Source organism: Aeromicrobium sp. CFBP 8757 (assembly GCF_014841755.1).
GTDB lineage: Bacteria > Actinomycetota > Actinomycetes > Propionibacteriales > Nocardioidaceae > Aeromicrobium.
This window is the reverse complement of the sequence record NZ_JACYUM010000003.1, coordinates 312,684-335,046: the sequence shown is the minus strand read 5'-3', so window position 1 is coordinate 335,046 and position 22,363 is coordinate 312,684. Positions and strand designations below refer to the sequence as shown.

General features: G+C 72.9%; 20 protein-coding genes. 13 read left to right on the top strand and 7 right to left on the bottom strand.

Going from position 1 to position 22,363, the window contains the following annotated elements:
- Positions 1 to 11: 11 nt before the first annotated feature.
- The 3 genes from IFT73_RS11260 to IFT73_RS11250 are packed head-to-tail and all read right to left on the bottom strand — an operon-like array spanning position 12 to position 3,537.
- Complete coding sequence (locus IFT73_RS11260; protein ID WP_192167681.1) at positions 12 to 1,154, bottom strand: NADH-quinone oxidoreductase subunit D; 1,143 nt, start codon at positions 1,152 to 1,154, stop codon at positions 12 to 14.
- Positions 1,151 to 2,614, bottom strand: a complete 1,464-nt coding sequence (locus IFT73_RS11255; RefSeq protein ID WP_192167680.1) for a polysaccharide pyruvyl transferase family protein — start codon at positions 2,612 to 2,614, stop codon at positions 1,151 to 1,153. The genes IFT73_RS11260 and IFT73_RS11255 overlap by 4 nt, the downstream gene beginning before the upstream one ends.
- The gene (locus IFT73_RS11250) at positions 2,611 to 3,537 is read right to left on the bottom strand and encodes an SAM-dependent methyltransferase (protein ID WP_192167679.1); all 927 of its coding nucleotides are present in this window, start codon (positions 3,535 to 3,537) and stop codon (positions 2,611 to 2,613) included. The genes IFT73_RS11255 and IFT73_RS11250 overlap by 4 nt, the downstream gene beginning before the upstream one ends.
- 57 nt (positions 3,538 to 3,594) lie before the next feature.
- Here IFT73_RS11250 and IFT73_RS11245 point away from each other — a divergent pair, with 57 nt between their 5' ends.
- The 6 genes from IFT73_RS11245 (at position 3,595) to lysS (ending at position 9,692) form a co-directional block, all read left to right on the top strand.
- Positions 3,595 to 5,058: a glycosyltransferase gene (locus IFT73_RS11245; RefSeq protein WP_192167678.1), complete on the top strand. Its 1,464-nt coding sequence runs from the start codon at positions 3,595 to 3,597 to the stop codon at positions 5,056 to 5,058.
- A 131-nt stretch (positions 5,059 to 5,189) separates the two neighbouring features.
- Positions 5,190 to 6,092 (top strand): Rossmann-like and DUF2520 domain-containing protein, encoded by a 903-nt coding sequence (locus IFT73_RS19005; RefSeq protein ID WP_244633308.1) that lies wholly within the window; start codon positions 5,190 to 5,192, stop codon positions 6,090 to 6,092.
- A 2-nt stretch (positions 6,093 to 6,094) separates the two neighbouring features.
- A complete protein-coding gene (panC, locus tag IFT73_RS19000; protein ID WP_371811248.1) occupies positions 6,095 to 6,943 on the top strand; it encodes a pantoate--beta-alanine ligase in 849 nt (282 codons plus the stop codon).
- A gap of 8 nt (positions 6,944 to 6,951) precedes the next feature.
- Positions 6,952 to 7,374, top strand: a complete 423-nt coding sequence (gene panD / locus IFT73_RS11235; protein ID WP_197984115.1) for an aspartate 1-decarboxylase — start codon at positions 6,952 to 6,954, stop codon at positions 7,372 to 7,374.
- Positions 7,371 to 8,150, top strand: a complete 780-nt coding sequence (locus IFT73_RS11230) for a type III pantothenate kinase (RefSeq protein ID WP_197984014.1) — start codon at positions 7,371 to 7,373, stop codon at positions 8,148 to 8,150. Before panD ends, IFT73_RS11230 begins: the two co-directional genes overlap by 4 nt.
- Before the next feature lie 84 nt (positions 8,151 to 8,234).
- Positions 8,235 to 9,692, top strand: coding sequence for a lysine--tRNA ligase (gene lysS / locus IFT73_RS11225; protein WP_192167818.1), 1,458 nt, complete (start codon positions 8,235 to 8,237; stop codon positions 9,690 to 9,692).
- Between the two features lie 111 nt (positions 9,693 to 9,803).
- Here the strand turns inward: lysS and ptsP are convergent, their stop codons facing one another.
- On the bottom strand, positions 9,804 to 11,444 hold the full coding sequence (gene ptsP / locus IFT73_RS11220) for a phosphoenolpyruvate--protein phosphotransferase (RefSeq protein WP_192167677.1): 1,641 nt from the start codon (positions 11,442 to 11,444) through the stop codon (positions 9,804 to 9,806).
- A 177-nt stretch (positions 11,445 to 11,621) separates the two neighbouring features.
- Between ptsP and IFT73_RS11215 the strand changes: the two genes are divergently transcribed.
- The 5 genes from IFT73_RS11215 to IFT73_RS11195 all read left to right on the top strand — a co-directional run bounded on the left by IFT73_RS11215 (position 11,622) and on the right by IFT73_RS11195 (position 18,523).
- Positions 11,622 to 12,389 (top strand): DeoR/GlpR family DNA-binding transcription regulator, encoded by a 768-nt coding sequence (locus IFT73_RS11215; protein WP_192167676.1) that lies wholly within the window; start codon positions 11,622 to 11,624, stop codon positions 12,387 to 12,389.
- Positions 12,386 to 13,384, top strand: coding sequence for a 1-phosphofructokinase family hexose kinase (locus IFT73_RS11210; protein ID WP_192167675.1), 999 nt, complete (start codon positions 12,386 to 12,388; stop codon positions 13,382 to 13,384). Before IFT73_RS11215 ends, IFT73_RS11210 begins: the two co-directional genes overlap by 4 nt.
- Entirely contained in the window at positions 13,362 to 15,422 is a 2,061-nt protein-coding gene (locus IFT73_RS11205; RefSeq protein ID WP_197984013.1) for a fructose-specific PTS transporter subunit EIIC, read from the top strand. Before IFT73_RS11210 ends, IFT73_RS11205 begins: the two co-directional genes overlap by 23 nt.
- Before the next feature lie 49 nt (positions 15,423 to 15,471).
- Positions 15,472 to 15,732 carry an HPr family phosphocarrier protein gene (locus IFT73_RS11200; RefSeq protein WP_056605717.1) on the top strand — a complete coding sequence of 87 codons (261 nt, stop codon included), beginning with the start codon at positions 15,472 to 15,474 and terminating at the stop codon, positions 15,730 to 15,732.
- 271 nt (positions 15,733 to 16,003) lie between these two features.
- Positions 16,004 to 18,523, top strand: a complete 2,520-nt coding sequence (locus IFT73_RS11195; RefSeq protein ID WP_056605720.1) for an ATP-dependent Clp protease ATP-binding subunit — start codon at positions 16,004 to 16,006, stop codon at positions 18,521 to 18,523.
- Positions 18,524 to 18,583: 60 nt separating this feature from the next.
- Here the strand turns inward: IFT73_RS11195 and IFT73_RS11190 are convergent, their stop codons facing one another.
- On the bottom strand, positions 18,584 to 18,913 hold the full coding sequence (locus IFT73_RS11190) for a multidrug efflux SMR transporter (RefSeq protein ID WP_192167673.1): 330 nt from the start codon (positions 18,911 to 18,913) through the stop codon (positions 18,584 to 18,586).
- 62 nt (positions 18,914 to 18,975) lie between these two features.
- Here IFT73_RS11190 and IFT73_RS11185 point away from each other — a divergent pair, with 62 nt between their 5' ends.
- Positions 18,976 to 19,515: a TetR/AcrR family transcriptional regulator gene (locus IFT73_RS11185; RefSeq protein WP_192167672.1), complete on the top strand. Its 540-nt coding sequence runs from the start codon at positions 18,976 to 18,978 to the stop codon at positions 19,513 to 19,515.
- Here the strand turns inward: IFT73_RS11185 and IFT73_RS11180 are convergent.
- Entirely contained in the window at positions 19,498 to 20,400 is a 903-nt protein-coding gene (locus IFT73_RS11180; RefSeq protein ID WP_192167671.1) for an A/G-specific adenine glycosylase, read from the bottom strand. The two genes, IFT73_RS11185 and IFT73_RS11180, sit on opposite strands and share 18 nt — an antisense overlap.
- A 46-nt stretch (positions 20,401 to 20,446) precedes the next feature.
- Between IFT73_RS11180 and IFT73_RS11175 the strand changes: the two genes are divergently transcribed.
- Complete coding sequence (locus IFT73_RS11175; protein WP_192167670.1) at positions 20,447 to 21,235, top strand: hypothetical protein; 789 nt, start codon at positions 20,447 to 20,449, stop codon at positions 21,233 to 21,235.
- Here IFT73_RS11175 and disA read toward each other — a convergent pair whose 3' ends face one another.
- Positions 21,236 to 22,336 (bottom strand): DNA integrity scanning diadenylate cyclase DisA, encoded by a 1,101-nt coding sequence (disA, locus tag IFT73_RS11170; protein WP_056605732.1) that lies wholly within the window; start codon positions 22,334 to 22,336, stop codon positions 21,236 to 21,238. It abuts the gene before it with no gap.
- Positions 22,337 to 22,363: the final 27 nt, after the last annotated feature.

Genomic DNA, 22,363 nt, shown 5'->3' with positions numbered 1-22,363 from the left:
GCCGGACGGGGCTACTTGTCGATGTCGCCGACGACGAAGAACATCGAGCCGAGGATCGCCACCAGGTCGGCCACGACGGTGCCGGACACGATCTCGGGCAGCACCGCGACGTTGTTGAACGACGCCGTGCGCAGCTTGAGCCGCCACGGGGTCTTCTCGCCGCGCGAGACCAGGTAGTACCCGTTGAGCCCGAGGGGGTTCTCGGTCCAGACGTACGTCGACCCCTCGGGGGCCTTGAGGATCTTGGGCAGCCGGACGTTGACGGGCCCCGGCGCGAGCCCGGCCAGCCGCGCCAGGCAGGCGTCGGCGAGGTCGAGCGACACCTTGGTCTGCTCGAGCAGCACCGAGAACCGCGCGTGGCAGTCGCCCGCGGTCATGACGGGCACCCGCAGGACGTCCTGCAGCTCGCCGTACGCGAGGTACGGCTCGTCGCGGCGCAGGTCGAGGTCGAGGCCCGACGCGCGCGCGATGGGTCCCGAGACGCCGTAGGCCTGCACGAGCTCGGGCGACAGGACGCCGACGCCGACGGTGCGGGCACGGAAGATCTCGTTGCCGAGCACGAGGTCCTCGAGCTCGGCGAGCCGTGAGCGGACCGTCGCGATCGCGGCGGACGCCCGCCCCGTCCACCCCGCGGGGATGTCCTCCTTGAGGCCGCCGACGCGGTTGAACATGTAGTGCATGCGCCCGCCGGAGACCTCCTCCATGACCTCCTGGATCGTCTCGCGCTCGCGGAACGCGTAGAAGACCGGCGTGATCGCGCCCAGCTCGAGCGGGTACGACCCGAGGAACATCAGGTGGTTGAGGACGCGGTTGAGCTCGGCCAGCAGCGTGCGCAGCCACGTCGCCCGCTCGGGCACCTCCATGCCCAGCATGTCCTCGACCGCCAGCACGACCCCGAGCTCGGACGAGAAGGCGCTGAGCCAGTCGTGGCGGTTGGCCAGGACGACGATCTGCCGGTAGTCGCGCACCTCGAACAGCTTCTCGACGCCGCGGTGCATGTAGCCGACGATCGGCTCGCACGCCCGCACGCGCTCGCCGTCGAGCGTCAGGCGCAGCCGCAGGACGCCGTGGGTCGCAGGGTGCTGCGGCCCGATGTTGAGCACCATGTCGGTCGTCGCGAAGCCCGTGCCGACGCTGGCGGTGACCTCGGTCATGAGCGGCGCAGCAACCGCTTGAACCAGCTGCCGATGCGGCGGGCCGAGATGTAGGGCGATCCCCGCTCGATCATCTCGAGCCGCGCGTTGATGGTCTCGATCTCGCCGGCCTGCGCCCGGACCTTCTCGTGCAGCCTCTCGTGGCGGCTGCCCGCGCCGGTCCACGCGGGGTGGGCCCACGGCTGCTCGTACGCCTGCGGGTGACGGGTGATGTCGAGGACCATGCCGTCGCGCAGCCACTGCAGGCGCGACGCGATCTCGTGCCCGTCCGCCGCGATGAGGGGGTGCACCGGCGGCGGGAACGACGCCGCGGCGAGGCGCTGGTCGAAGTCGCCCGTGCCGTTGCCCGGCGTGTGGACGTGCTCGAGCCCGTTGCGGTCGAGGAACGCCGTGAAGCGGTCGAACCCGCGGGGCAGCTCGGCGTTGAACTCGGACATGTCGGTCGCGGCGTAGAGCTCCTCGGCGCTGACGTCGGCCTCGAACGACGGCATCAACGTGTACGGCATGCGGTGGTACTCGGCGAGCTCGAGCGTGCGCGAGTCGTGCGCCAGCAGGTGCGCCGGGGTGCCGCCGAGCAGCGCGGCGACGTTGCCGTGGAAGCGGGTGCCGTACGCGAAGTGCTGCGTGGCCATGAAGTCGTACCAGGGCCAGGTGTCGAGGAACAGGCGGATGCGGTCCTGCTGGTAGAGCGGGTGCTCGAGGTGCACCGGCACGAGCGGGTCGTCGACGTGCGGGAACGGCACGCCCCACAGCAGCATCCGCAGGTCGTGGGCGTCCTGGCCGACGTAGGTCAGGTGGGGGTGGCGCTCGGCCTGCGTGGTCGCGAAGGCGCCGATGCCGGCGACCTCGGGCGTCAGGTTGAGCGCGAGGGGGCTGTCGGACGTCAGGGAGTCGACGCGCTTGTCGACCCTGAAGTCGCGCCCGTGCAGGAACAACGACGGGCACCCGATGACGTCGATCGCGTCGTCGGGAAAGCCCAGGCTCAGCAGGTACGACTTCGTGAACTCGCCGCGCACGCCGATCGACGCCGACCGGTCGAGCACGAGGCCCACGAACTTCTTGACGGTGTCGTCGACGGGGGCGAGCGCCTCGATGCCGTGACCGTGCGGCGCCTGCGCCCCGATGCCCGTCACGGTGACGGGGATCCTGACGCCCTCGAGCAGCTCGGCGAGGCGGGCCAGGCGCGGCTCGAACTCGGTGCGGAACGCATTGGCCATCGGGATCACGAAGTGGTCGAACTCGTCGTTGATGCGGGCGGCGTCGCCGGGGCGGGGGGACACCCGCTCCGACAGCGTCGAGTTGGACACGAGCTCGGCGCCGTCGACCGAGAGCGTCCGCCACATGGAGTGCTGGAAGAGGTAGTTGCCGCTGTTGCTGTTGAAGACGTCCTGGGTCAGGGTCGACTCGGCGACGACCGGGGTGAACGGGTCCTTGCCGGAACGGATCAGCAACCGGGTCATGCGGTCAGTGTTCCATGCCGGGTGTCGGTGACGATCCACCAGAAGTCGCCGAGGCCGCCCCGGGCCGTCAGCTCGGCTGCCTCGCCGGCCCGCGAGAGCGCGCGGACGTAGGCGGAGGGGTCCGAGCGCGCGAGGTCGATGGGCGGCCGGGCGCCGTCGACGCCCAGCTCGAACAGGGCGTCGCGCTGGCGCACGAGACGTCCGCCGACCGCCGCCGCGACGGAGTCGACCGCGACGTGGGCCGTGACGTCGCGGCTGCCGTCGGGACGGACGTCGACCTCGTGCCCGTCGAGGTACGACCGCAGCGTCCCGAACGGGGGACGGTCGCCGGCCAGGTGGCCGTAGTCGATCGCGACCGCGACGCCGTCGACGCGGGCGACGACGTCGGCCCACGCGGCATCGCGCGGGGCGCCGTCCTCCGACCTCTCGCCGGCGGCCCCGGGCGTCCACCACCGACGCGTCCAGCCGGGGTCGTGGACGTCGCCGAGGGCCTCCTCGCCGGTGGCCGGGTCGACGAGCACCTCGCGGTCGACGCCGTCGTCGTCGCGCTCGACGACGGTGCACGGCAGGTTGTCGAGCCACTCGTTGGCGACCACGAGACCCGTCACCCGCTCGGGCAGCGCGGACGTCCACGCGACGTCGGCCGGCAGCGTCGGCGGGCGGGGCGCGATCTCGACGCCGACCAGGTCGACGCCCGGCAGCAGCCCGTGCAGCGCCGTCAGCAGCTCGCCGCCCCCCGCGCCGAGGTCGACGACGGTCGCCGCGCCGGTCCGGCGGGCCAGCTCGGCCACCGCGACCGCGAACGTCCCGACGTGGGCGCTGGTGCGGAAGTGGTCGGCGGGCCTCGACGTGCGGAAGAAGCCGTCGTCGCCGTAGAGCGCGGCGTCCCACGCCGTCCGCCACGGAACCAGGTGCGCCGCCACGGCGCCAATCTATGGCACGGGGACGCCCGGGTGAGACCCCCTCGTTATGCTCGGCGCGTGACGAACAGCGGTCGACGTGCGCGGGCGGCCGTCGGTGCCGTCCGGCGGCGGTGGCGCAACCGCGACAGCCCCCTGCTGAGCGTCGTGGTGCCGGTCTACAACGCGGCCGACCTGGTCGAGGAGTCGCTGCAGTCGGTGCTCGACCAGCAGTACCGCAACGTCGAGATCGTCGTCGTCGACGACGGCTCGACCGACGACAGCCTCGCCGTCGTGCAGGCGTTCGCCGCGCGCAACCCGCAGGTCACGGTGCTGAGCCAGCCCAACGGCGGCGTCGGGGTCGCACGGCGCACCGGCACGGAGGCCGCGACGGGCGAGTACCTGACGTTCGTCGACTCCGACGACACCGTGACGCGCAGCGGCATCCAGGTCGCGATGGACGGTCTGCGGCGCAGCGGCTCGGACGTCGCGGTGATGCCGTACCAGCGGCGCGAGGGCGACGTGGTGCGTCCGGCCGCCCCGTGGATCCGCGCGGTGCACGCCCGTCCCGCCGAGGGCGTCACGCTGGCCGAGCGCCCCGACGTGCTGGTCAGCGCGATCCCCGGCGGCAAGATCTTCCGCCGGGCGTTCTGGGACGAGCACGGCTTCGTCTACCCGACGGTGCTGCTGGCGGGCGACCAGCGCGTCGCGGCCGAGGCCTTCCTGCTGGCCCGCACGCTCGACATCACCTCCGTCCCGGCGTACACGTGGCGCCGCATGGAGACGTCGATCTCGCAGGGGCACGTGACGGCCGCCGCCGTCCACGCCCGTCACGACGCGATGGACGCGGTGCTCGAGATCCTGGCGCCCCTGCCGGTGGCCCGCGACGAGCGCATCCTGCAGTACCTGCGCCACAACGTCCCGAACTCGCTGCTCAAGCTCGAGCGGGCCGACGACGCCTACCTCGACGCCCTGGTCGAGCGCGTGCCGCAGATCGTCGCGGCGGCCCCGCCCGACCGCTACGCGACCGAGGTGCCGGCGCAGTACCGCGTGCTGCACGCGCTGCTGGCCGCCGGCGACCGGGCGGCCGTGTGGCGCTTCGTGCGGGCCGAGGGCATGCAGCCCGAGATGCACCCGTCGGGCCCGGAGCCCGCGGGCCTCACGGTGCACCTGCCCGGCTGGGGCGTCGACGACGTCCCGCCCGAGGCGTACGTCCTGACGGCCGAGCAGACCGCGGCGCGCGCCGTCGTCCGGTCGGCCCGGCGCGACGGGGCCGATCTCGTGCTCGACGTCGCCGCGTGGTTCCCGAACGTCGAGCTCGACGACCCGTCCCTGTCGGTCAAGACCGACGGCGACCTGGTCGACGTCGTGCCCGGCGGCCAGCCGCACGTCGCGACGTCGCGGCAGGGGGCGCAGCGCCGCTACCCGCGCTCGGGGTGGACCGTGACGATGCGGGGGGTGGGCCGGCGCGCACCGCGCACGCTGACCGTGACGCTGCAGGACGGCGACCGCACCGGCACCGTCACCGCACCGATCCCGCGATGACCCCCGGCGCCGGGTGTGACCCAGCGCACTCGGCGGCCCCCTGGCCTTCCGGGGGACGAGGGATATGCTGAGGGCGTCAATGAGTCTGGTACCCGTCAGGGACTGGAACGCGGAGACGAGAGAAGGCCACCATGATGCGTCCCTCCATGGGCGTCGTCGGAGCCGGCAAGGTCGGTTCCGTGCTCGCCGCGCGCCTGCGCGCCGCGGGCTACCCCGTCGTCGGCGTCAGCGGACGGTCCGAGGCCTCGCGGCTGCGGATCAGCACGCTGCTGCCGGGCGTGCCGGTGCTCGAGCCCGAGGCCGTGGCGGCCGCCGCCGACGTCCTCGTGCTGTCGGTGCCCGACGACAGCCTGATCGCGGTGGCCGAGGAGCTCGCCGCCTCCGGTGCCGTCCGCCCGGGGCAGGTCGTCCTGCACACCAGCGGACGCCACGGGCTCGACGCCCTCGCGGCACTGACCCGTGTGGGCGCCCGGCCCATCGCCTTCCACCCCGCCATGACGTTCACGGGCACGGCCGTCGACCTCGAGCGGGGCCCCGTGTTCGGCCTGACCGCCGCGGTCGCCGACCGCCCGCTCGCCGAGGAGCTCGTCGCGGCGCTGCACGGCGTCCCGATGTGGGTCGCCGAGTCCGACCGCGCGCTCTACCACGCGGCCCTGGCCCACGGCGCCAACCACCTCGTCACCCTCGTCGCGCAGTCGATGGACCTGCTGCGGACGGCCGGCGCGGCCGATCCCGCCGCGGTGCTGCGCCCCCTGCTGACCGCGGCGCTCGACAACGTCCTGGCGTACGGCGACGCCGCGCTGACGGGGCCCGTCGTGCGCGGCGACGTCACGACGATCCGCGCCCACGTCGACGCCCTGGCGACGTCCGACGTCGACGACGCGACGGTCGACGCGTACCTCGAGCTCGCCCGCGCCACGGCCCGCCGCGCCGAGGCCGACGACCGGCTCGACGCCGCCACGGCGGGCACGATCCGCCAGGTGCTCGACGAGGCCGACTGGGACACCATGGCGCACATCGCCGCCGGGTTCTGACCGTGACCTCACCCGTCGTCGCCCGCACCCGGGCCGAGGTCGCCGACGCCCGCGGAGGCTCCGCCTCGGTCGCCTTCGTGCCCACGATGGGCGCGCTGCACGACGGCCACGTGCGGCTGCTCGAGCACGCCCGGCCCCTGGGCGAGACGCTCGTCGCGTCGATCTTCGTCAACCCGACGCAGTTCGCGCCGGGCGAGGACTTCGACGCCTACCCCCGCACGTTCGACGCCGACCTCGAGCGGTGCGCCGCCGCGGGCGTCGACGTCGTGTTCGCCCCGACCGTGGCCACGATGTACCCGTCCGGGCTCGTCGACACCGTCACGGTCGACCCCGGGCCGCTGGGCTCCGTGCTCGAGGGGGCCTCGCGCCCGACGCACTTCCGCGGCGTCCTGACCGTCGTGTCGAAGCTGTTCGGGCTGGTGCGGCCCGACGTCGCGGTGTTCGGCGAGAAGGACTACCAGCAGCTGACGCTCGTGCGGCAGATGGCGCGCGAGCTCGCGCTCGGCGTCGACGTCGTGGGCTGCCCGACGGTGCGCGAGCCCGACGGGCTCGCGATGAGCTCGCGCAACCGCTACCTCGGCGACGACGAGCGGCGCACCGCGGCCTCGATCTCGGCGGCCCTGCGCGCCGGGGTCGAGGCGGCCCCACGGGGCCCCGACGCGGTGCTCGCGGCGGCCCACGCCGTGCTCGACGACGTCTCGGCCGACATCGACCTCGACTACCTCGTCCTGACCGATCCCGAGCTCGGACCGGCCGTGGCCGGCTCCGACGCCCGCCTGCTCGTGGCCGCCCGCGTGGGCCGGCCACGCCTGCTCGACAACACCGCCCTGACGCTCGGAGGCCCCTCGTGATCCGCACCATGATGAAGTCCAAGATCCACCGCGCGACCGTGACGCAGGCCGACCTGCACTACGTCGGCTCCGTGACGGTCGACCTCGACCTGCTCGAGGCGGCCGACCTGCTGCCGGGCGAGCTCGTGCACATCGTCGACATCGACAACGGCAACCGGCTCGAGACCTACACGATCGCGGGGGAGCGCGGCTCGGGCGTCATCGGCATCAACGGCGCCGCGGCCCACCTCGTCCACCCCGGCGACCTGGTGATCCTGATCGCGTACGCGCAGATGCCCGACGCGGAGGCGCGGACGTTCGAGCCCCACGTCGTGTTCGTCGACCGCGACAACCGCGTGGTCGGCACGGGCGCCGACCCGGCCGAGGCGCTGCCCGGCTCGGGCCTGACGCGCGGCGACGTCGTCGACAACCCGCTCGTCGCCTCGCGATGATCCTGCTCTGCCTCGACGTCAGCAACAGCCACACGACGATCGGGGCGTTCGACGGCGACGAGCTGGTCGAGCACTGGCAGGTGTCGTCCGACGAGCGCCGCACGGCCGACGAGTGGCAGGTGCTCGTGACAGGCCTGACGGCACGGGCCGGCATCGACGACATCGACGCGGTCGCGATGTGCTGCACCGTCCCGACGATCCTCGTCGAGCTGCGGGCCCTGCAGGAGCGCTACTACGCCGACCTGCCGACCGCCGTCGTCGGACCGGGGGTCAGGACCGGCATCCCGATCCACACCGACAACCCGCGCGAGGTGGGCGCCGACCGCATCGTCAACGCGCTCGCCGCCGCCGAGCTGTACGGCGGCCCCGCGATCGTCGTCGACCTCAACGGGACGGCGACGATCTTCGACGTCGTCGACGCCGACGACCGCTACATCGGCGGTGCGATCGCCCCCGGCGTCGAGCTGTCGCTGGAGGCCCTGTCACGGCGGGGCGCCCAGCTGCGCAGCGTCGAGCTCGCGGTGCCGCGCGACGTCATCGGCAAGAACACCGTCGAGGCGCTGCAGTCGGGCATCGTGTTCGGCTTCGCGGGGCTCGTGGACGGTCTGGTGTCGCGCATCATCGACTCGCTCGACGTCGACCCGGAGCACGTCACCGTGATCGCGACGGGCTCGTTCCCGGAGTCGGTCGTCGAGCACTGCGAGACCATCACGACCCGCGACCCGCACCTGACGCTGACGGGCCTGCGGCTGATCCACGAGAAGAACCACGGCTGACGCACCCGCGTCGATCCCACCGCACTAGGCTTGCTCCTCGTGAGCGAACTGACCCAGAGCCCCGAGGACGAGCTGCCCGAGCAGATGCGGGTGCGCCTCGAGAAGCGCGAGCAGGTCATCGCGCGCGGCGAGGAGCCGTACCCCGTCGTCGTCGGACGCACCCACACGCTGCGCGAGGTCGTCGAGGCGTACGACGCCGAGGCGCTGGGGCCCGACACGCTGACCGGTGACACCGTCACGGTCGCCGGACGCGTCATCTTCGTCCGCGGCACCGGCAAGCTCGTGTTCGTCGCGCTGCGCGAGGGCGACGGCACGCCGCTGCAGGCCATGATCTCGCTCGGCGGCGTCGGCGAGGAGAGCCTCGCGGCGTTCAAGGCCACCGTCGACATCGGCGACCACCTGGCCGTCACGGGCGAGGTCATCACCAGCAAGCGCGGCGAGCTGTCGGTCATGGCGACGTCGTGGCTGCTCGCGGCCAAGACCGTCCGCCCCCTGCCCAACGAGCACGCCGCGCTGTCGGACGAGGCACGCAGCCGCATGCGGTACGTCGACCTGATCGTGCGGCCCGAGGCGCGCGACAACGTCCGGGTCAAGGCCAAGGTCATGCAGTCGCTGCGCTCGACGCTCGACCGCCTCGGCTACGTCGAGGTCGAGACGCCCGTGCTGCAGCACACCAACGGTGGTGCCGCGGCGCGTCCGTTCCGCACGCACGTCAACGCCTTCGACGAGCCGGCGCTGCTGCGCATCGCGCTCGAGCTGCACCTGAAGCGCGCGCTGGTCGGCGGCATCGACAAGGTCTACGAGATGGCCAAGACGTTCCGCAACGAGGGCGTCGACAACACTCACAACGTCGAGTTCCTGATGCTCGAGGCCTACGAGGCCTACGGCTCGTACGACACGATGGCGGTGCTGACCCGTGAGCTCGTCCTCGACGCCGCCCGGTCGGTCGGCAAGACCGTCGTGCCGGGCCGCGACGGGTCCGAGATCGACCTCGAGGCCGAGTGGCGCCACGCGACGGTGCACGACCTCGTCAGCGAGGCCGTCGGCCGCACGGTCGACACCTCGACGTCCGTCGACGAGCTGGTGGCGCTCGCCGCGACGCACGACGTCGCCCTGCGCGACGGCTGGGACGCCGGCGAGATCGTGCTCGAGCTGTACGAGAAGCTCGTCGAGCACACGCTGATCCAGCCGACGTTCGTGCGCGACTACCCCGAGTCGGTGCGCCCCCTGGCCAAGAAGCACCGGACGACGCCCGGGCTGGTCGAGGCGTGGGACCTCATCATCAACGGTGTCGAGCTGGCCCCGGCGTACTCCGAGCTGAACGACCCCGTGATCCAGCGCGAGCGGCTCGAGGAGCAGGCGCGCCAGGCCGCGGCCGGCAACCCCGAGGCCAACGACGTCGACGAGGACTTCCTGCGGGCGCTGGAGTTCGGCATGCCCCCCGCGGGCGGCCTCGGCTTCGGCGTCGACCGCCTCGTGATGCTGCTGCAGGGCATCGGCATCCGCGACGCGATCCTCTTCCCGACGACGCGGGCGGAGTAGCGCCTCTGCGGTTTACCACGGTCCCGTGGTAAATCCTGTCCTCCCGGGGAAGACTTGCCCCGGGGAGAAGCGGTTTACCACGGTCCCGTGGTAAACCATCCTGCCGGCGGATCAGGCGAGGGCGGCGCGGACGCGGGCGCGTCCGTCGGCGGGGTCGTCCGCCGCGAGGGCTGCCTCGGCGGCCGCCCGGCACTGCTCGAGCGTCACGGTCGCGAGCATCGCGCCGACGCTGCGGACGGCGCTGGCCGCGCACGACAGCGACGTGACGCCGAGCCCCACCAGGACGCAGGCGAGCAGCGGGTCGGCGGCGGCCTCGCCGCACACGCCGACGGGCTTGCCGGCGCGCTCGCCCGCGCCCGCGACGGATGCCACGAGCGTCAGCAGGGCGGGCTGCCACGGATCGGTCAGGTGGCTCAGCGACGCCGCCATGCGATCGGCCGCGAACGTGTACTGGCTGAGGTCGTTGGTGCCGATCGACACGAAGTCGACGTGCTGCAGCAGGCGGTCGGCCAGGAGCGCCGCCGACGGCGTCTCGATCATCACGCCGGCGGTGAGCCCGCGCTCGCGGATGCGTGCCGCGACGTCGACCGCCTCGGAGACCACCGAGACCATCGGCGCCATGACCCACACGTCGGCCGACGACTGCGCGGACGCCGCGGCGATCGCGTCGAGCTGGTGGTCGAGCAGCTCGGGGCGCTCGGTGGCGATGCGCAGCCCGCGCACGCCGAGGGCCGGGTTCGGCTCGGTGCCCATGTCGGCGAAGGCGAGCGGCTTGTCCGACCCCGCATCGAGGGTGCGCACGACGACCTTGTGGTCGCCGGCGGCGTCGAGCACGGCCCGGTAGATCTCGGCCTGCTCGTCGACGGTCGGCTCGGACGCGCGGTCCAGGAAGCTCAGCTCGGTGCGGTACAGCCCGAAGCCCTCGACCGGCTCGGCGGCGGCGCGGACGGCACCCGCCGCGTCCTGCACGTTGGCCATGACCTGCACGGCGTGGCCGTCGAGCGTCGCGCCCGGGCCCGTCCAGGCGGCGCTCGCGGCCCGGCGCTCGGCGTCGGCGGCTGCTCGTGCGGCGGCGTCGGCCGCGTCGGGGTCGAGCACGACCTCGCCGGTCGTCCCGTCGACCAGCGCGGTGGCGGCCGATCCGTCGAGCGGCAGGTCGCGGACGCCCACGACGCACGGGATGCCGAGCTGGCGCGCGATGATCGCGGTGTGGCTCGTGGCGCCCCCCAGGCGGATCGCGATCGCGATGATGCGCACGGGGTCGAGGCCCGCGGTGTCTGCGGGGGCGAGGTCGTCGGCGAACAGCACCGACGGGACGTCGGGGCTGGGGACGCCGGGCTCGGGCAGCCCGAGCACCTCGGCGACGACCCGGTCGCGGACGTCGTACAGGTCAGTGACCCGCTCGGCCATCAGGCCGCCCGCGGACTCGAACATCGTGGCCAGCTGGGCGACGGCGGCGGTCATGGCGGTCGCGGGGCCCGACGTGTCGGCGTGCCGGCCGACGAAGGTCGCCAGGCCGCGGTCGCGGGCCATCGCGGCGGTGGCCTGCAGCACCTCGGCGGCGGCGCCGGACGCGTGCCCGGCCCGCGCGGTGAGGCGGTCGGCGACCGTCGCGCAGGCGGTGGTGACTGCGGCGACGGTGGTGTCGCGGTCGACGTGAGGCTCGTCGGCGGGGGCCTCGACGCGCTCGGCCGTCACGACGACGGGACCGGTGCCGACGCCCGGGACGACGGGTGTTCCGCTGCTGCTCATGCATCTCTCCTACGGATCGGGTTCCTGCGTCGTGCCACCTGTGAGCGGGGCTACGCGAACGTGAGGAAATGTGTCCGAACCCCTTGACTTCGAGGGACGTTACCGCGTAGAACAACAGATATCAACAAAAAACCACACAAATCCACACACATGATGACGACGAGACGAGGAGGGCGCGTGTACGCCGCAGAACGACGAGCAGCGCTGGCCCAGCGCCTCGAGCAGCACGGACGGGTCAGCGTCCTCGACGCGGCCGGCGACTTCGGCGTGTCCGGCGAGACCGTCCGGCGCGACCTCGCGGCCCTCGAGCGCCGCGGCCTCGCGCGCCGCGTCCACGGCGGCGCCGTCGCCCGGACGTCGGTGCAGGCCGTCGAGCTCGACCTGCGCGAGCGCGAGGCCCGGCAGTCGCCGCAGAAGCAGCGCATCGCGTCGGCCGCCCTCGCGTTCCTGCCGCCGGTCGACGGCAGCATGATCGTCGACGCCGGCACCTCGACCGCCGCGCTGATCGACGTCCTGCCCGACGAGCACTCGCTCACCGCCGTGACGCACGGCATCGCCGCCGCGGCGCAGATGTCGCGCCTCGAGCAGGTCGACCTGCACGTCATCGGCGGGCACGTGCGCGGTGCGACGGGGGCCGCGATCGGCGCCGGCACCGTCGCGGCCTACGAGACGGTCGGGGTCGACGTCGCCTTCGTCGGTGCCAACGGCCTGTCGGTCGAGCGCGGCCTGACGACCGTCGACTTCGGCGAGGCCGCGGTCAAGCGCGCGATCGTCTCGCGCGCCGCCCGCACCGTCGTGCTGGCCGACTCCAGCAAGCTCGACACCGACTACCTCGTCACGTTCGCCGCCCTGACGTCGGTCGACGTGCTGGTCACCGACACCGATGCCCCCGCCGAGTGCGTCGCCCGCCTGCGCGACGCAGGGATGGAGGTCGTGCTCGCATGATCGTCACCGTCACCGCCAACCCCGCGATCGACCGTCTGCTGACGCTCGACGAGCCGCTCGTCCGCGGCGTCGTAGGCCGCACCGGCGCCCCGGTCGACCAGCCCGGCGGCAAGGGCGTCAACGTCGCCCGCGTCGTCGCGGCCGCCGGCCACGAGGTCGCGGCGATCTTCCCGGCCCCGGCCCACGACTCGTTCGTGACGGCCGTCGAGGCCACGGGCCTGGCGCACGTCGCGGTGCCGACGCGCAGCCGCGTGCGGGTCAACCTGACCCTCGCCGAGGCCGACGGCACCACCACCAAGCTCAACGCCCCGGGCGCCGAGCTGTCGGCCGACGAGCTCGACCGCCTGACGCGATCGATCGTCGAGTCGTCCGCCGGCGCCGCGTGGGTCGTGCTGTCGGGCTCGCTGCCGCCCGGCGTGCCCGACGACTGGTACGCCGTCCTGACCCGCACGCTGCGGGCCGGGGGAGCACGGGTCGCGGTCGACGCGTCCGGCGCCCCGCTGCTCGCGACGCTCGGCGCGGCCTCCGGCGCCCCCGACCTGGTCAAGCCCAACGCCCACGAGGTCGTCGAGCTGGTCGGCGGCGACGCCGACGCGATCGAGGCTGACCCCGCGCTGGCCGCCGAGACCGCGCAGCGCGTCCGCCGCGAGTTCGGGCCCGCCGCGGTGCTGCTGACGCTGGGCGCCTCCGGCGCCGTGCTGGCCACCGCGGACGGCTCGTGGTTCGCGGCGTCGCCCCCCATCGTCCCCGTCAGCACCGTCGGCGCGGGCGACTCCTCGCTCGCCGGCTACCTGCTGGCCGAGGTCGACGGGCTCGACGCGCCCGGCTGCCTGTCGACCGCCGTGCGCCACGGCAGCGCGGCGGCGGCCCTCGCGGGCTCGACCCCACCCGGTCCGTCCGACGTCGCGGCGCTCGCCGCGGTCTCCGTCACGCACGTGCAGCACCCGTCACACCACAACCAGAAGGATGGTCATGTCATCACTCATCACGGCTGATCTCGTCAGCCTCGACACCGCCCTGGGTGAGGATGCGGAGACCGTCATCACCGCCCTCGCCCAGAAGGTCGCCGACGCCGGTCGCGCGACCGACGCCTCGCAGCTCGTCGCCGACGCCCTCGCCCGCGAGGCCCAGTCGGCCACGGGTCTGCCCGGCGGCATCGCGATCCCGCACTGCCGCTCCGAGGCCGTCACGGAGCCCACGCTGGCCTTCGCGCGTCTCGTGCCCGGCGCCGACTTCGGTGCGGCCGACGCGCCCGCCGACCTCGTCTTCCTCATCGCCGCGCCCGCCGGCGGCGGCCAGGAGCACCTGAAGCTGCTGTCGTCGCTGGCCCGCGCCCTCGTGCGTCCCGACTTCACGGCGGCGCTGCGCTCGGCCCCCGACGCCGACGCGATCGTCGCGCTGGTCGAGGACGTCGTCTCGCCGGCCCCGGTCGCCGAGCAGGCGCCCGCCGCTGCCCCGGCTCCCGCCGCCGCGTCAGCTCCCGCCGTCACCCGCATCGTCGCCGTGACGGCGTGCCCCACGGGCATCGCGCACACCTACATGGCCGCCGACTCGCTGACGCAGGAGGCCGCGCAGACCGACGGCGTCGAGCTGCAGGTCGAGACGCAGGGCTCCTCGGGCGCCAAGCCCCTGTCGCCCGAGACGATCGCCGCGGCCGACGCCGTGATCTTCGCGACCGACGTCGGCGTCAAGGACCAGGCCCGCTTCGCGGGCAAGCCGGTCGTCGTGAGCGGCGTCAAGCGCGCGATCAACGAGCCGACCGCGATGATCGCCGAGGCCGTCGCGGCCTCGACCGACCCCCGGGCCCGCCGCGTCGAGGGTGGCGCCGCCGCGTCCGCCGACGAGCGCGCCTCCGACACCGGCGGATGGGGCCTGCGCCTGCGCCAGTGGCTGCTGACGGGCGTCAGCTACATGATCCCGTTCGTCGCCGCGGGCGGTCTGCTGATCGCCCTGGGCTTCCTCCTCGCGGGCTACGACGTCGCGGGCGATCCCGCCTCGAAGATCCTGTCCGAGAACACGCTGAGCAACCTGCCCGCGGCGGGCGACCACGCCCTGTTCGGCAGCTCGCTCATGACGTACATCGGCGCCCTGCTGTTCCTGCTCGGGTCGTGGGCGTTCGGCTTCCTCGTCCCGGCGCTCGCGGGCTACATCGCCTACGCGATCGCCGACCGCCCGGGCATCGCGCCCGGCTTCGTGATGGGCTTCCTGGCCAACCAGATCGGCGCGGGCTTCCTCGGCGGCATCGTCGGCGGCATCATCGCCGGACTCATCGCGCACCAGATCGCGAAGCGTCCGGCCCCGCGCTGGCTGTCCGGACTCATGCCCGTCGTCATCATCCCGCTCGTGACGACGATCATCGCCGGCATGCTGATGCTGCTGGTGCTCGGTCGCCCGATCGCCGACATCACCGACGGCCTGACCGACTGGCTCAACGGCCTGTCGGGCGGCTCGATCGTCGTGCTGGGCCTGCTGCTGGGCGCGATGATGGCCTTCGACATGGGTGGCCCCGTCAACAAGGCCGCGTACGTCTTCGCCACGACCGGCCTGACGGCCGAGGCGATCGCCGCCGGTGGCACCGAGGTCAAGATCATGGCCGCCGTGATGGTCGGCGGCATGGTGCCGCCGCTCGCGATGGCCCTGTCGACGGCCCTGCGCCCCGGGCTCTACACGTCCTCGGAGCGCGAGAACGGCAAGGCGGCCTGGCTGCTCGGCGCCGCCTTCATCACCGAGGGCGCGATCCCGTTCGCCGCAGCCGACCCGCTGCGCGTCATCCCGTCGATGATGCTGGGCTCGGGCGTGGCCGGTGCGATCTCGGCCGGTGCGGGCGTGACCCTCGCGGCACCCCACGGCGGCATCTTCGTGTTCTTCGCGGTCGACCAGGTGCTGTGGTTCCTGGTCGCGATCGCGGTCGGCACCGTCATCAGCGCCCTGTCCGTCACGGCGCTCAAGCAGATCGGCGGACGCGGCGGGGCCGCTGCCGACGCCGACGTCGCCGCGGCCGACGAGACCGCACCCGTCCCCGCGCGCGTCTGACCGTCCGCGCCACCCTCCACCACCACCCACCCGCACCAGAGGAGCACCCATGCCCAGCAAGACCGTGACCGTCGGCTCGTCCGTCGGACTGCACGCCCGGCCCGCCGGAACCATCGCGGCGGCCGCCGCCGACATCGACGTGCCCGTCACGCTGGCCCTCGTCGGCGGCGACGCCGTCGACGCCGGCTCGGCCCTGATGATCATGACGCTGGGGGCCGGCCACGGCACCGAGGTCGTCGTCGAGTCCGACGACGCCGCCGCCGTCGAGACCATCGCCGCCCTCGTCGAGGCCGACCTCGACGCCGAGTGACCGCGGCGGTTTACCACGGGACCGTGGTAAACCGTCCGATCGCCTCTGCTTCCCCACGGAAGCCGCGTCCGCCCGCGGGAGATCTTCCGCGGGCGGACGCGCTTTACCACGGGACCGTGGTAAAGCGCGGCGGTTGGAAGATGACGGTTACGCCGACGGCGAACGGGGGAACGTCCGGGACGGCATGACGGTTGGGTTAAGCAATGGGCATCCGGCGCGCGGATTTCCAGAGCCGACTAAACTGGTCGGATACTCCACCCCAGGGGGAAGAATGTTCGAAAGATTCACCGACCGTGCTCGTCGCGTGGTCGTGCTCGCCCAAGAAGAGGCGCGCATGCTCAGCCACAACTACATCGGCACGGAGCACATTCTCCTCGGCCTGATCCACGAGGGCGAGGGCGTCGCCGCGAAGGCGCTCGAGAGCCTCGACATCTCGTTGGAGGCCGTCCGCGGCCAGGTCGAGGACATCATCGGGCAGGGCCAGCAGGCCCCGAGCGGGCACATCCCGTTCACGCCGCGTGCCAAGAAGGTCCTCGAGCTCAGCCTCCGCGAGGCCCTGCAGCTCGGCCACAGCTACATCGGCACCGAGCACATCCTGCTCGGCCTGATCCGCGAGGGCGAGGGCGTCGCCGCACAGGTGCTCGTCAAGCTCGGCGCCGACCTGAACCGCGTCCGCCAGCAGGTCATCCAGCTGGTCAGCGGCTTCCAGGGCAAGGAGGCCGAGGCCGCCGGTGCGCCCAGCGAGAGCCAGCCCAGCTCGTCGGCCGTCCTCGACCAGTTCGGTCGCAACCTGACGCAGGCCGCCCGCGAGGGCAAGCTCGACCCGGTCATCGGCCGGGCCGACGAGGCCGAGCGCGTCATGCAGACGCTGTCGCGACGCACCAAGAACAACCCGGTGCTCGTCGGCGAGCCCGGCGTCGGCAAGACCGCCGTCGTCGAGAGCCTCGCGCAGGACATCGTCCGCGGCGACGTGCCCGAGACGCTGAAGGACAAGCAGATCTACACGCTCGACCTCGGCGCGCTCGTGGCCGGCTCGCGCTACCGCGGTGACTTCGAGGAGCGCCTCAAGAAGGTGCTCAAGGAGATCCGCACCCGCGGGGACATCATCTTGTTCATCGACGAGATCCACACCCTCGTCGGTGCGGGTGCCGCCGAGGGCGCGATCGACGCCGCGAGCATCCTCAAGCCGATGCTGGCGCGCGGAGAGCTGCAGACCGTCGGCGCGACGACGCTCGACGAGTACCGCAAGCACTTCGAGAAGGACGCGGCCCTCAACCGTCGCTTCCAGCCGATCGTCGTCGAGGAGCCCTCGGTCAGCGACACCGTCGAGATCCTCAAGGGCCTGCGCGACCGCTACGAGGCGCACCACCGTGTCTCCATCACCGACGAGGCCCTCGTGGCCGCGGCGACGATGGGCGACCGCTACGTCTCCGACCGGTTCCTGCCCGACAAGGCGATCGACCTGATCGACGAGGCCGGCGCCCGCCTGCGCATCCGCCGCATGGCGACGCCGCCCGAGCTCAAGGAGTTCGACGACCAGATCGCCGACGTCCGTCGCCGCAAGGAGGGGGCGATCGACGCGCAGGACTTCGAGGCCGCCGCCTCGCTGCGCGACGAGGAGAAGAAGCTCATCACGGCCAAGGTCGACCGCGAGAAGGCCTGGAAGTCCGGCGACCTCGACACCGTCGCGGTCGTCGACGAGCAGCTCATCGCCGAGGTGCTGGCCAAGGCGACCGGCATCCCCGTCGGTCAGCTCAGCGAGGCCGAGTCGAGCCGTCTGCTCAACATGGAGGCCGAGCTGCACGAGCGGGTCATCGGCCAGGACGAGGCCATCAAGGCCCTGTCACGGGCCATCCGCCGCACGCGCGCGGGTCTGAAGGACCCCAAGCGTCCGGGTGGATCGTTCATCTTCGCCGGGCCCTCGGGCGTCGGCAAGACGTGGTTGTCCAAGGCGCTGGCGAACTTCCTGTTCGGCGACGAGGACTCCCTGATCCAGCTCGACATGTCGGAGTACAGCGAGAAGCACACCGTCTCGCGCCTCTTCGGCTCGCCTCCCGGCTACGTCGGCTACGAGGAGGGTGGCCAGCTCACCGAGAAGGTGCGCCGCAAGCCGTTCTCCGTCGTGCTGTTCGACGAGATCGAGAAGGCACACCCCGACATCTTCAACTCGCTGCTGCAGGTGCTCGAGGAGGGTCACCTGACCGATGGTCAGGGACGCGTCGTCAACTTCAAGAACGCCGTCGTCATCATGACCACCAACCTCGGTGCGCGAGAGATCTCCAAGGGCGTCAACCTGGGCTTCAGCCAGGCCGGCGACACCGCGGGGTCGTACAACAAGATGAAGGAGCGCGTCTCGATCGAGCTCAAGCAGCACTTCCGGCCCGAGTTCCTGAACCGTGTCGACGAGATCATCGTCTTCCCGCCGTTGACGCAGGACGAGATCCTGCAGATGGTCGACATGATGATCGCGTCGCTCGAGAAGCGTCTGGCCGAGAAGGACATGAACATCGAGCTCACGATGGAGGCCAAGGACCTGCTGTCGAAGCGTGGCTTCGACCCGGTGCTGGGTGCCCGTCCGCTGCGCCGCACGGTGCAGCGCGAGATCGAGGACGTCATGGCCGAGAAGCTGCTCTACGGCGAGCTGCACCCCGGTCAGATCGTCCTGGTCGGTGTCGAGGGCGAGGGTGCCGAGGCGGTGTTCACGTTCGAGGGCCGCGGCAAGGCCGAGCTCGAGCTCGAGATGCCCGACGTGCCCCCGGCTGTCGAGGCCGGCGCCCCCAGCGGCGACTAGTCACCTCACGTCGAGCCCCCGTCGCCACCTGGCGGCGGGGGCCTCGTCGTGTGCCCGGTCTCAGGCGTGCGAGCCCTGCAGGTTGATCAGCACGACGCCGGCGATGATCAGCGAGATCGCCACGACCTTGAGCACCGTCACCGGCTCGTCGAGGAACACGACGCCGACGACCGCGATGGCTGCGGTGCCGGCCCCCGCCCAGATCGCATAGGTGACCGAGACCGGGATCTGCCGGACGACGAGGGTCAGCAGCCAGATCGACAGCGCGTAGCCCGCGACGACGGCGGCGGTCCAGCGGAGGTCGGTGAACCCCTCGGCCCGGGGCAGGGCGGCGGTGGCCAGCACCTCGGAGGTGATGGCGACGGCCAGGAGGGCGGCGGCGACGAGCATGGGACGTCCTGTCGGGTGTGTAGCGAGCGCTACAAGACTGTAGCAGGTGCTACGTTGAGGCCATGGGCAAGCGTGACGACCTCGCGCAGGCGTCCACCGACCACGCGCTCGAGCACGGGCTGATCGGGCTCAGCCTGCGTCCTCTCGCCGCCGCGATCGGCACGAGCGACCGCATGCTGATCTATCACTTCGGCTCGAAGGACGAGCTCGTCGACGCCGTGCTCGACGTCTCCAACGACCGGTCGATCGCGGCCATCAGGTCGCTGCCGCCGGCGGCGACCGTGGCCCGGGCCGTCACGGGGCTGTGGGACGTCTTCACGTCCGGTCCACTGCTGCGGTGCCAGCGCATGTACGTCGAGGCCGCCGCGCTGGGACTGTTCGGACGAGAGCCGTACGCGACCTCGGTGCGCCGGTCCAACGCCGTGTGGCTCGACGCCATCGCCGACCATCTGCGGGCCTCCGGCGCGGCCGACGGCGCGGCTCCTCGCCTGGCGGCCCTGGTCGACGCGACGTTCAACGGGCTGATGCTCGACGGGCCCCTCGACGACGCCGACGTCGCGCGCGCCGTCGTGCACGACCTCGCGTCAGCGGTGGCCGGGTAGCGCGAACGAGTCGTCGCCGACCGGCTCGACCAACCCGTCGGCGACGAGCCCGTCGAGGCACCGCGCACGCTGCACGGCCTCGGGCCACACGGCGTCGAGGGCCGCTGAGGGCACGGGCCCGGTCTCGTCGCGCAGCACGGCCAGGAGCCGTCCGCGGCACTGTCGGTCGGTGCCCTCCCACGACTGGCCCCGTCGGGCCGGGCCGTCGTGCGCCGGGTGCCCGAGCGCTCGCCAGCGGCACGCGTCGGCCACGGGGCAGACCCCGCACTGCGGCGACCGCGCGGTGCAGACCAGTGCGCCCAGCTCCATCGTCGCGGCCGCCCACACGTGGGCGTCGTCGGCCGGGAGGAGGGACGTGGCGAGCCGCCGCTCCGCGGCGGTGACGGCGGGCGCGGGGAGCTCGACGCCTCCGACGACGCGCGCGAAGACCCGCCGGATGTTGGTGTCCATCACGACGGCCCGGCCGCCGAACGCGAACGACGTGATCGCGGCCGCGGTGTAGTCGCCGACGCCCGGCAGCGCCAGCAGCTCGTCGCGGGACGTCGGCACGTCGCCGCCGTGCCGTTGCGTGATCGCGGTCGCGGCGGCGTGCAGGCGCAGGGCCCGTCGCGGGTAGCCCAGGCGGCCCCAGGCGCGCACCGCCTCGCCGGCGGGCTCCGCGGCGAGATCGGCCGGCGTCGGCCAGCGCTGCACCCAGGCCTCGTAGACGGGCAGCACCCGTGCGACGGGCGTCTGCTGCAGCATGAACTCCGAGACCATCACGGCCCACGGCGACACCCCGCGACGCCACGGCAGGTCGCGGGCCGCCGAGGCGAACCACGCCGTGATGCGGTCGTGCAGGAGCGCCGGGTCGACGGACCGGGGCAGGGGCGTGGGCGACGTCATGGCGCGTCGATCTTCGCACGCGCACGTCGCCGCCTATCGTGGCACCGTGAGTCAGCGCCGGTTGCCAGCAGAGATCTACTGGCGACGGCGTCTGCTGCTCGTCGCGGTCGTCATCGCGATCGTGTGGGGCGTCCTGCAGCTCACCGGCGGAGGAGACGACGGCGAGCCCGCGCAGGCGTCGGGCACCCCGACGGCGCGCGCGTCGGCGACGGCCACCGCGCCCACGACCCCGGCCGCGCCGGTGCAGACGGTCGACGGGCTCGTCGACGTCGCGGTGGTCTCGGCCGCGACGCCGTGCGACCCCGAGAAGGTGCGCATCACGCCCAGCGTCCGACCCGGACAGCTCACCAAGGGGCCCGTCGACATCGGGCTGGTCGTCAGCTCGACCGAGGAGACGGCCTGCACGCTCCAGCCCGACGACGCCGAGGCGATCGCCGTGATCAGCGCCAACGGCACGCCGGTGTGGGACTCGACGGTGTGCAAGACGTCGCTGCTCAGCGCGCCGGTGCAGCTGTCGCCGCAGTGGTCGACGCTGTCGACGGTGCAGTGGACGGGCCGGGGCTCGGGCTCGAACTGCACCAGCAACCAGGGCTGGGCCGCAGCGGGCACCTACACGTTGCAGATCGGCACCCTGGGGGGCGAGCCGGGCGAGACGAAGTTCTCCCTCGACGCGCGTCCGGCCCCGGCCAGGACGACGGCGCCGCCCGCCGCCCCCGCGACCCCCGACCCGGCCGCGCCGACGACACCCGCGCCGACGGCACCCGCACCGGACGCCGCGACGTCCGGGACGCCCGAGCAGCCCTCGGACGAGCCCCCGGTCACGCCCGCCGACTAGCTACACGTAGCGCTCGAGGATGCTCGACTCGGCGAGCCGCGAGAGGCCCTCGCGGACCCCGCGGGCGCGCAGGTCGCCCACGCCGCCGACGTTCTGCAGGTCCTCGATGCTGGCCGCGAGGAGCTTCTGCAACGAGCCGAAGTGCTCGATGAGACCCTCGACGACCGGGATCGGCAGACGGGGGATGCGGGCGAGCAGGCGGTAGCCGCGCGGCGCCAGGGGGCCGTCGAGCGTCTCCTCGGTGCCGATGCGCAGCGCGCGGGCCACGCCGCCGAGGTCGACCAGGTCGGTCGACTCGATCGCCGCGAGCTCGGCCAGGACGGCCTCCAGCGGGCGGGCCCGACGCCCCGTGGGCATGTAGTCGCGGATGATGAGCTCGCGCTCGGCGTCGACCCCGCCGATGAGCTCCTCGAGCTGCAGCGCCAGCAGACGTCCGTCGGTGCCGAGCTCGAGCACGTAGGTGTCGATCTCGCCGGCGATGCGGCTGACCATCTCGAGACGCTGGGCGACCGCCGAGACGTCGCGCACCGTCACGAGGTCCTCGATCTCGAGGGCCGACAGCGCGTCGCTGACCTCGTCGAGGCGGTTGCGGTACCGCTCGAGCGTCTGCAGGGCCTGGTTGGCGCGGCCCAGGACGGCGCCGGTGTCCTCCAGCACGTGCCGCAGGTCGTCGAGGTACAGCGCGATGATGTGCATCGAGGCCGACACCGAGATCACGGGGACGTTGGTCTGGCGGGCGACGCGGTCGGCGGTGCGGTGCCGGGTGCCGGTCTCCTGGGTCGGGATCGACGGATCGGGCATCAGGTGCACGCCGGCCATCACGATGCGGCTGGCGTCCTTGTCGAGCACGATCGCGCCGTCCATCTTGGCGAGCTCGCGCAGCCCCGTCGCGGTGAAGGGGACGTCGAGCCGGAAGCCACCGGTCGAGATCGCCTCGACGCTCTTGTCGTGGCCGATCACGATGAGGGCTCCCGTGCGCCCGCGCAGGATGCGCTCGAGCCCCTCGCGCAGCGAGGTGCCCGGGGCGACCGACGACAGCGTCGCGCGCATGCGGGTGGATGCGTCGAGCGTCGCCGCGTGGCGCTCGGCGGCAGTAGCCATGACACGTCCTCCTCGATCGGCCCGGAC

Coding starts and splice junctions, on each gene's coding strand:
- IFT73_RS11260 (WP_192167681.1), bottom strand. CDS start 1,154: ATGACCGAGGTCACCGCCAGCGTCGGCACGGGCTTCGCGACGACCGAC.
- IFT73_RS11255 (WP_192167680.1), bottom strand. CDS start 2,614: ATGACCCGGTTGCTGATCCGTTCCGGCAAGGACCCGTTCACCCCGGTC.
- IFT73_RS19005 (WP_244633308.1), top strand. CDS start 5,190: ATGATGCGTCCCTCCATGGGCGTCGTCGGAGCCGGCAAGGTCGGTTCC.
- panD (WP_197984115.1), top strand. CDS start 6,952: ATGATGAAGTCCAAGATCCACCGCGCGACCGTGACGCAGGCCGACCTG.
- IFT73_RS11230 (WP_197984014.1), top strand. CDS start 7,371: ATGATCCTGCTCTGCCTCGACGTCAGCAACAGCCACACGACGATCGGG.
- lysS (WP_192167818.1), top strand. CDS start 8,235: ATGCGGGTGCGCCTCGAGAAGCGCGAGCAGGTCATCGCGCGCGGCGAG.
- ptsP (WP_192167677.1), bottom strand. CDS start 11,444: ATGAGCAGCAGCGGAACACCCGTCGTCCCGGGCGTCGGCACCGGTCCC.
- IFT73_RS11210 (WP_192167675.1), top strand. CDS start 12,386: ATGATCGTCACCGTCACCGCCAACCCCGCGATCGACCGTCTGCTGACG.
- IFT73_RS11205 (WP_197984013.1), top strand. CDS start 13,362: ATGTCATCACTCATCACGGCTGATCTCGTCAGCCTCGACACCGCCCTG.
- IFT73_RS11200 (WP_056605717.1), top strand. CDS start 15,472: ATGCCCAGCAAGACCGTGACCGTCGGCTCGTCCGTCGGACTGCACGCC.
- IFT73_RS11195 (WP_056605720.1), top strand. CDS start 16,004: ATGTTCGAAAGATTCACCGACCGTGCTCGTCGCGTGGTCGTGCTCGCC.
- IFT73_RS11190 (WP_192167673.1), bottom strand. CDS start 18,913: ATGCTCGTCGCCGCCGCCCTCCTGGCCGTCGCCATCACCTCCGAGGTG.
- IFT73_RS11185 (WP_192167672.1), top strand. CDS start 18,976: ATGGGCAAGCGTGACGACCTCGCGCAGGCGTCCACCGACCACGCGCTC.
- IFT73_RS11180 (WP_192167671.1), bottom strand. CDS start 20,400: ATGACGTCGCCCACGCCCCTGCCCCGGTCCGTCGACCCGGCGCTCCTG.
- disA (WP_056605732.1), bottom strand. CDS start 22,336: ATGGCTACTGCCGCCGAGCGCCACGCGGCGACGCTCGACGCATCCACC.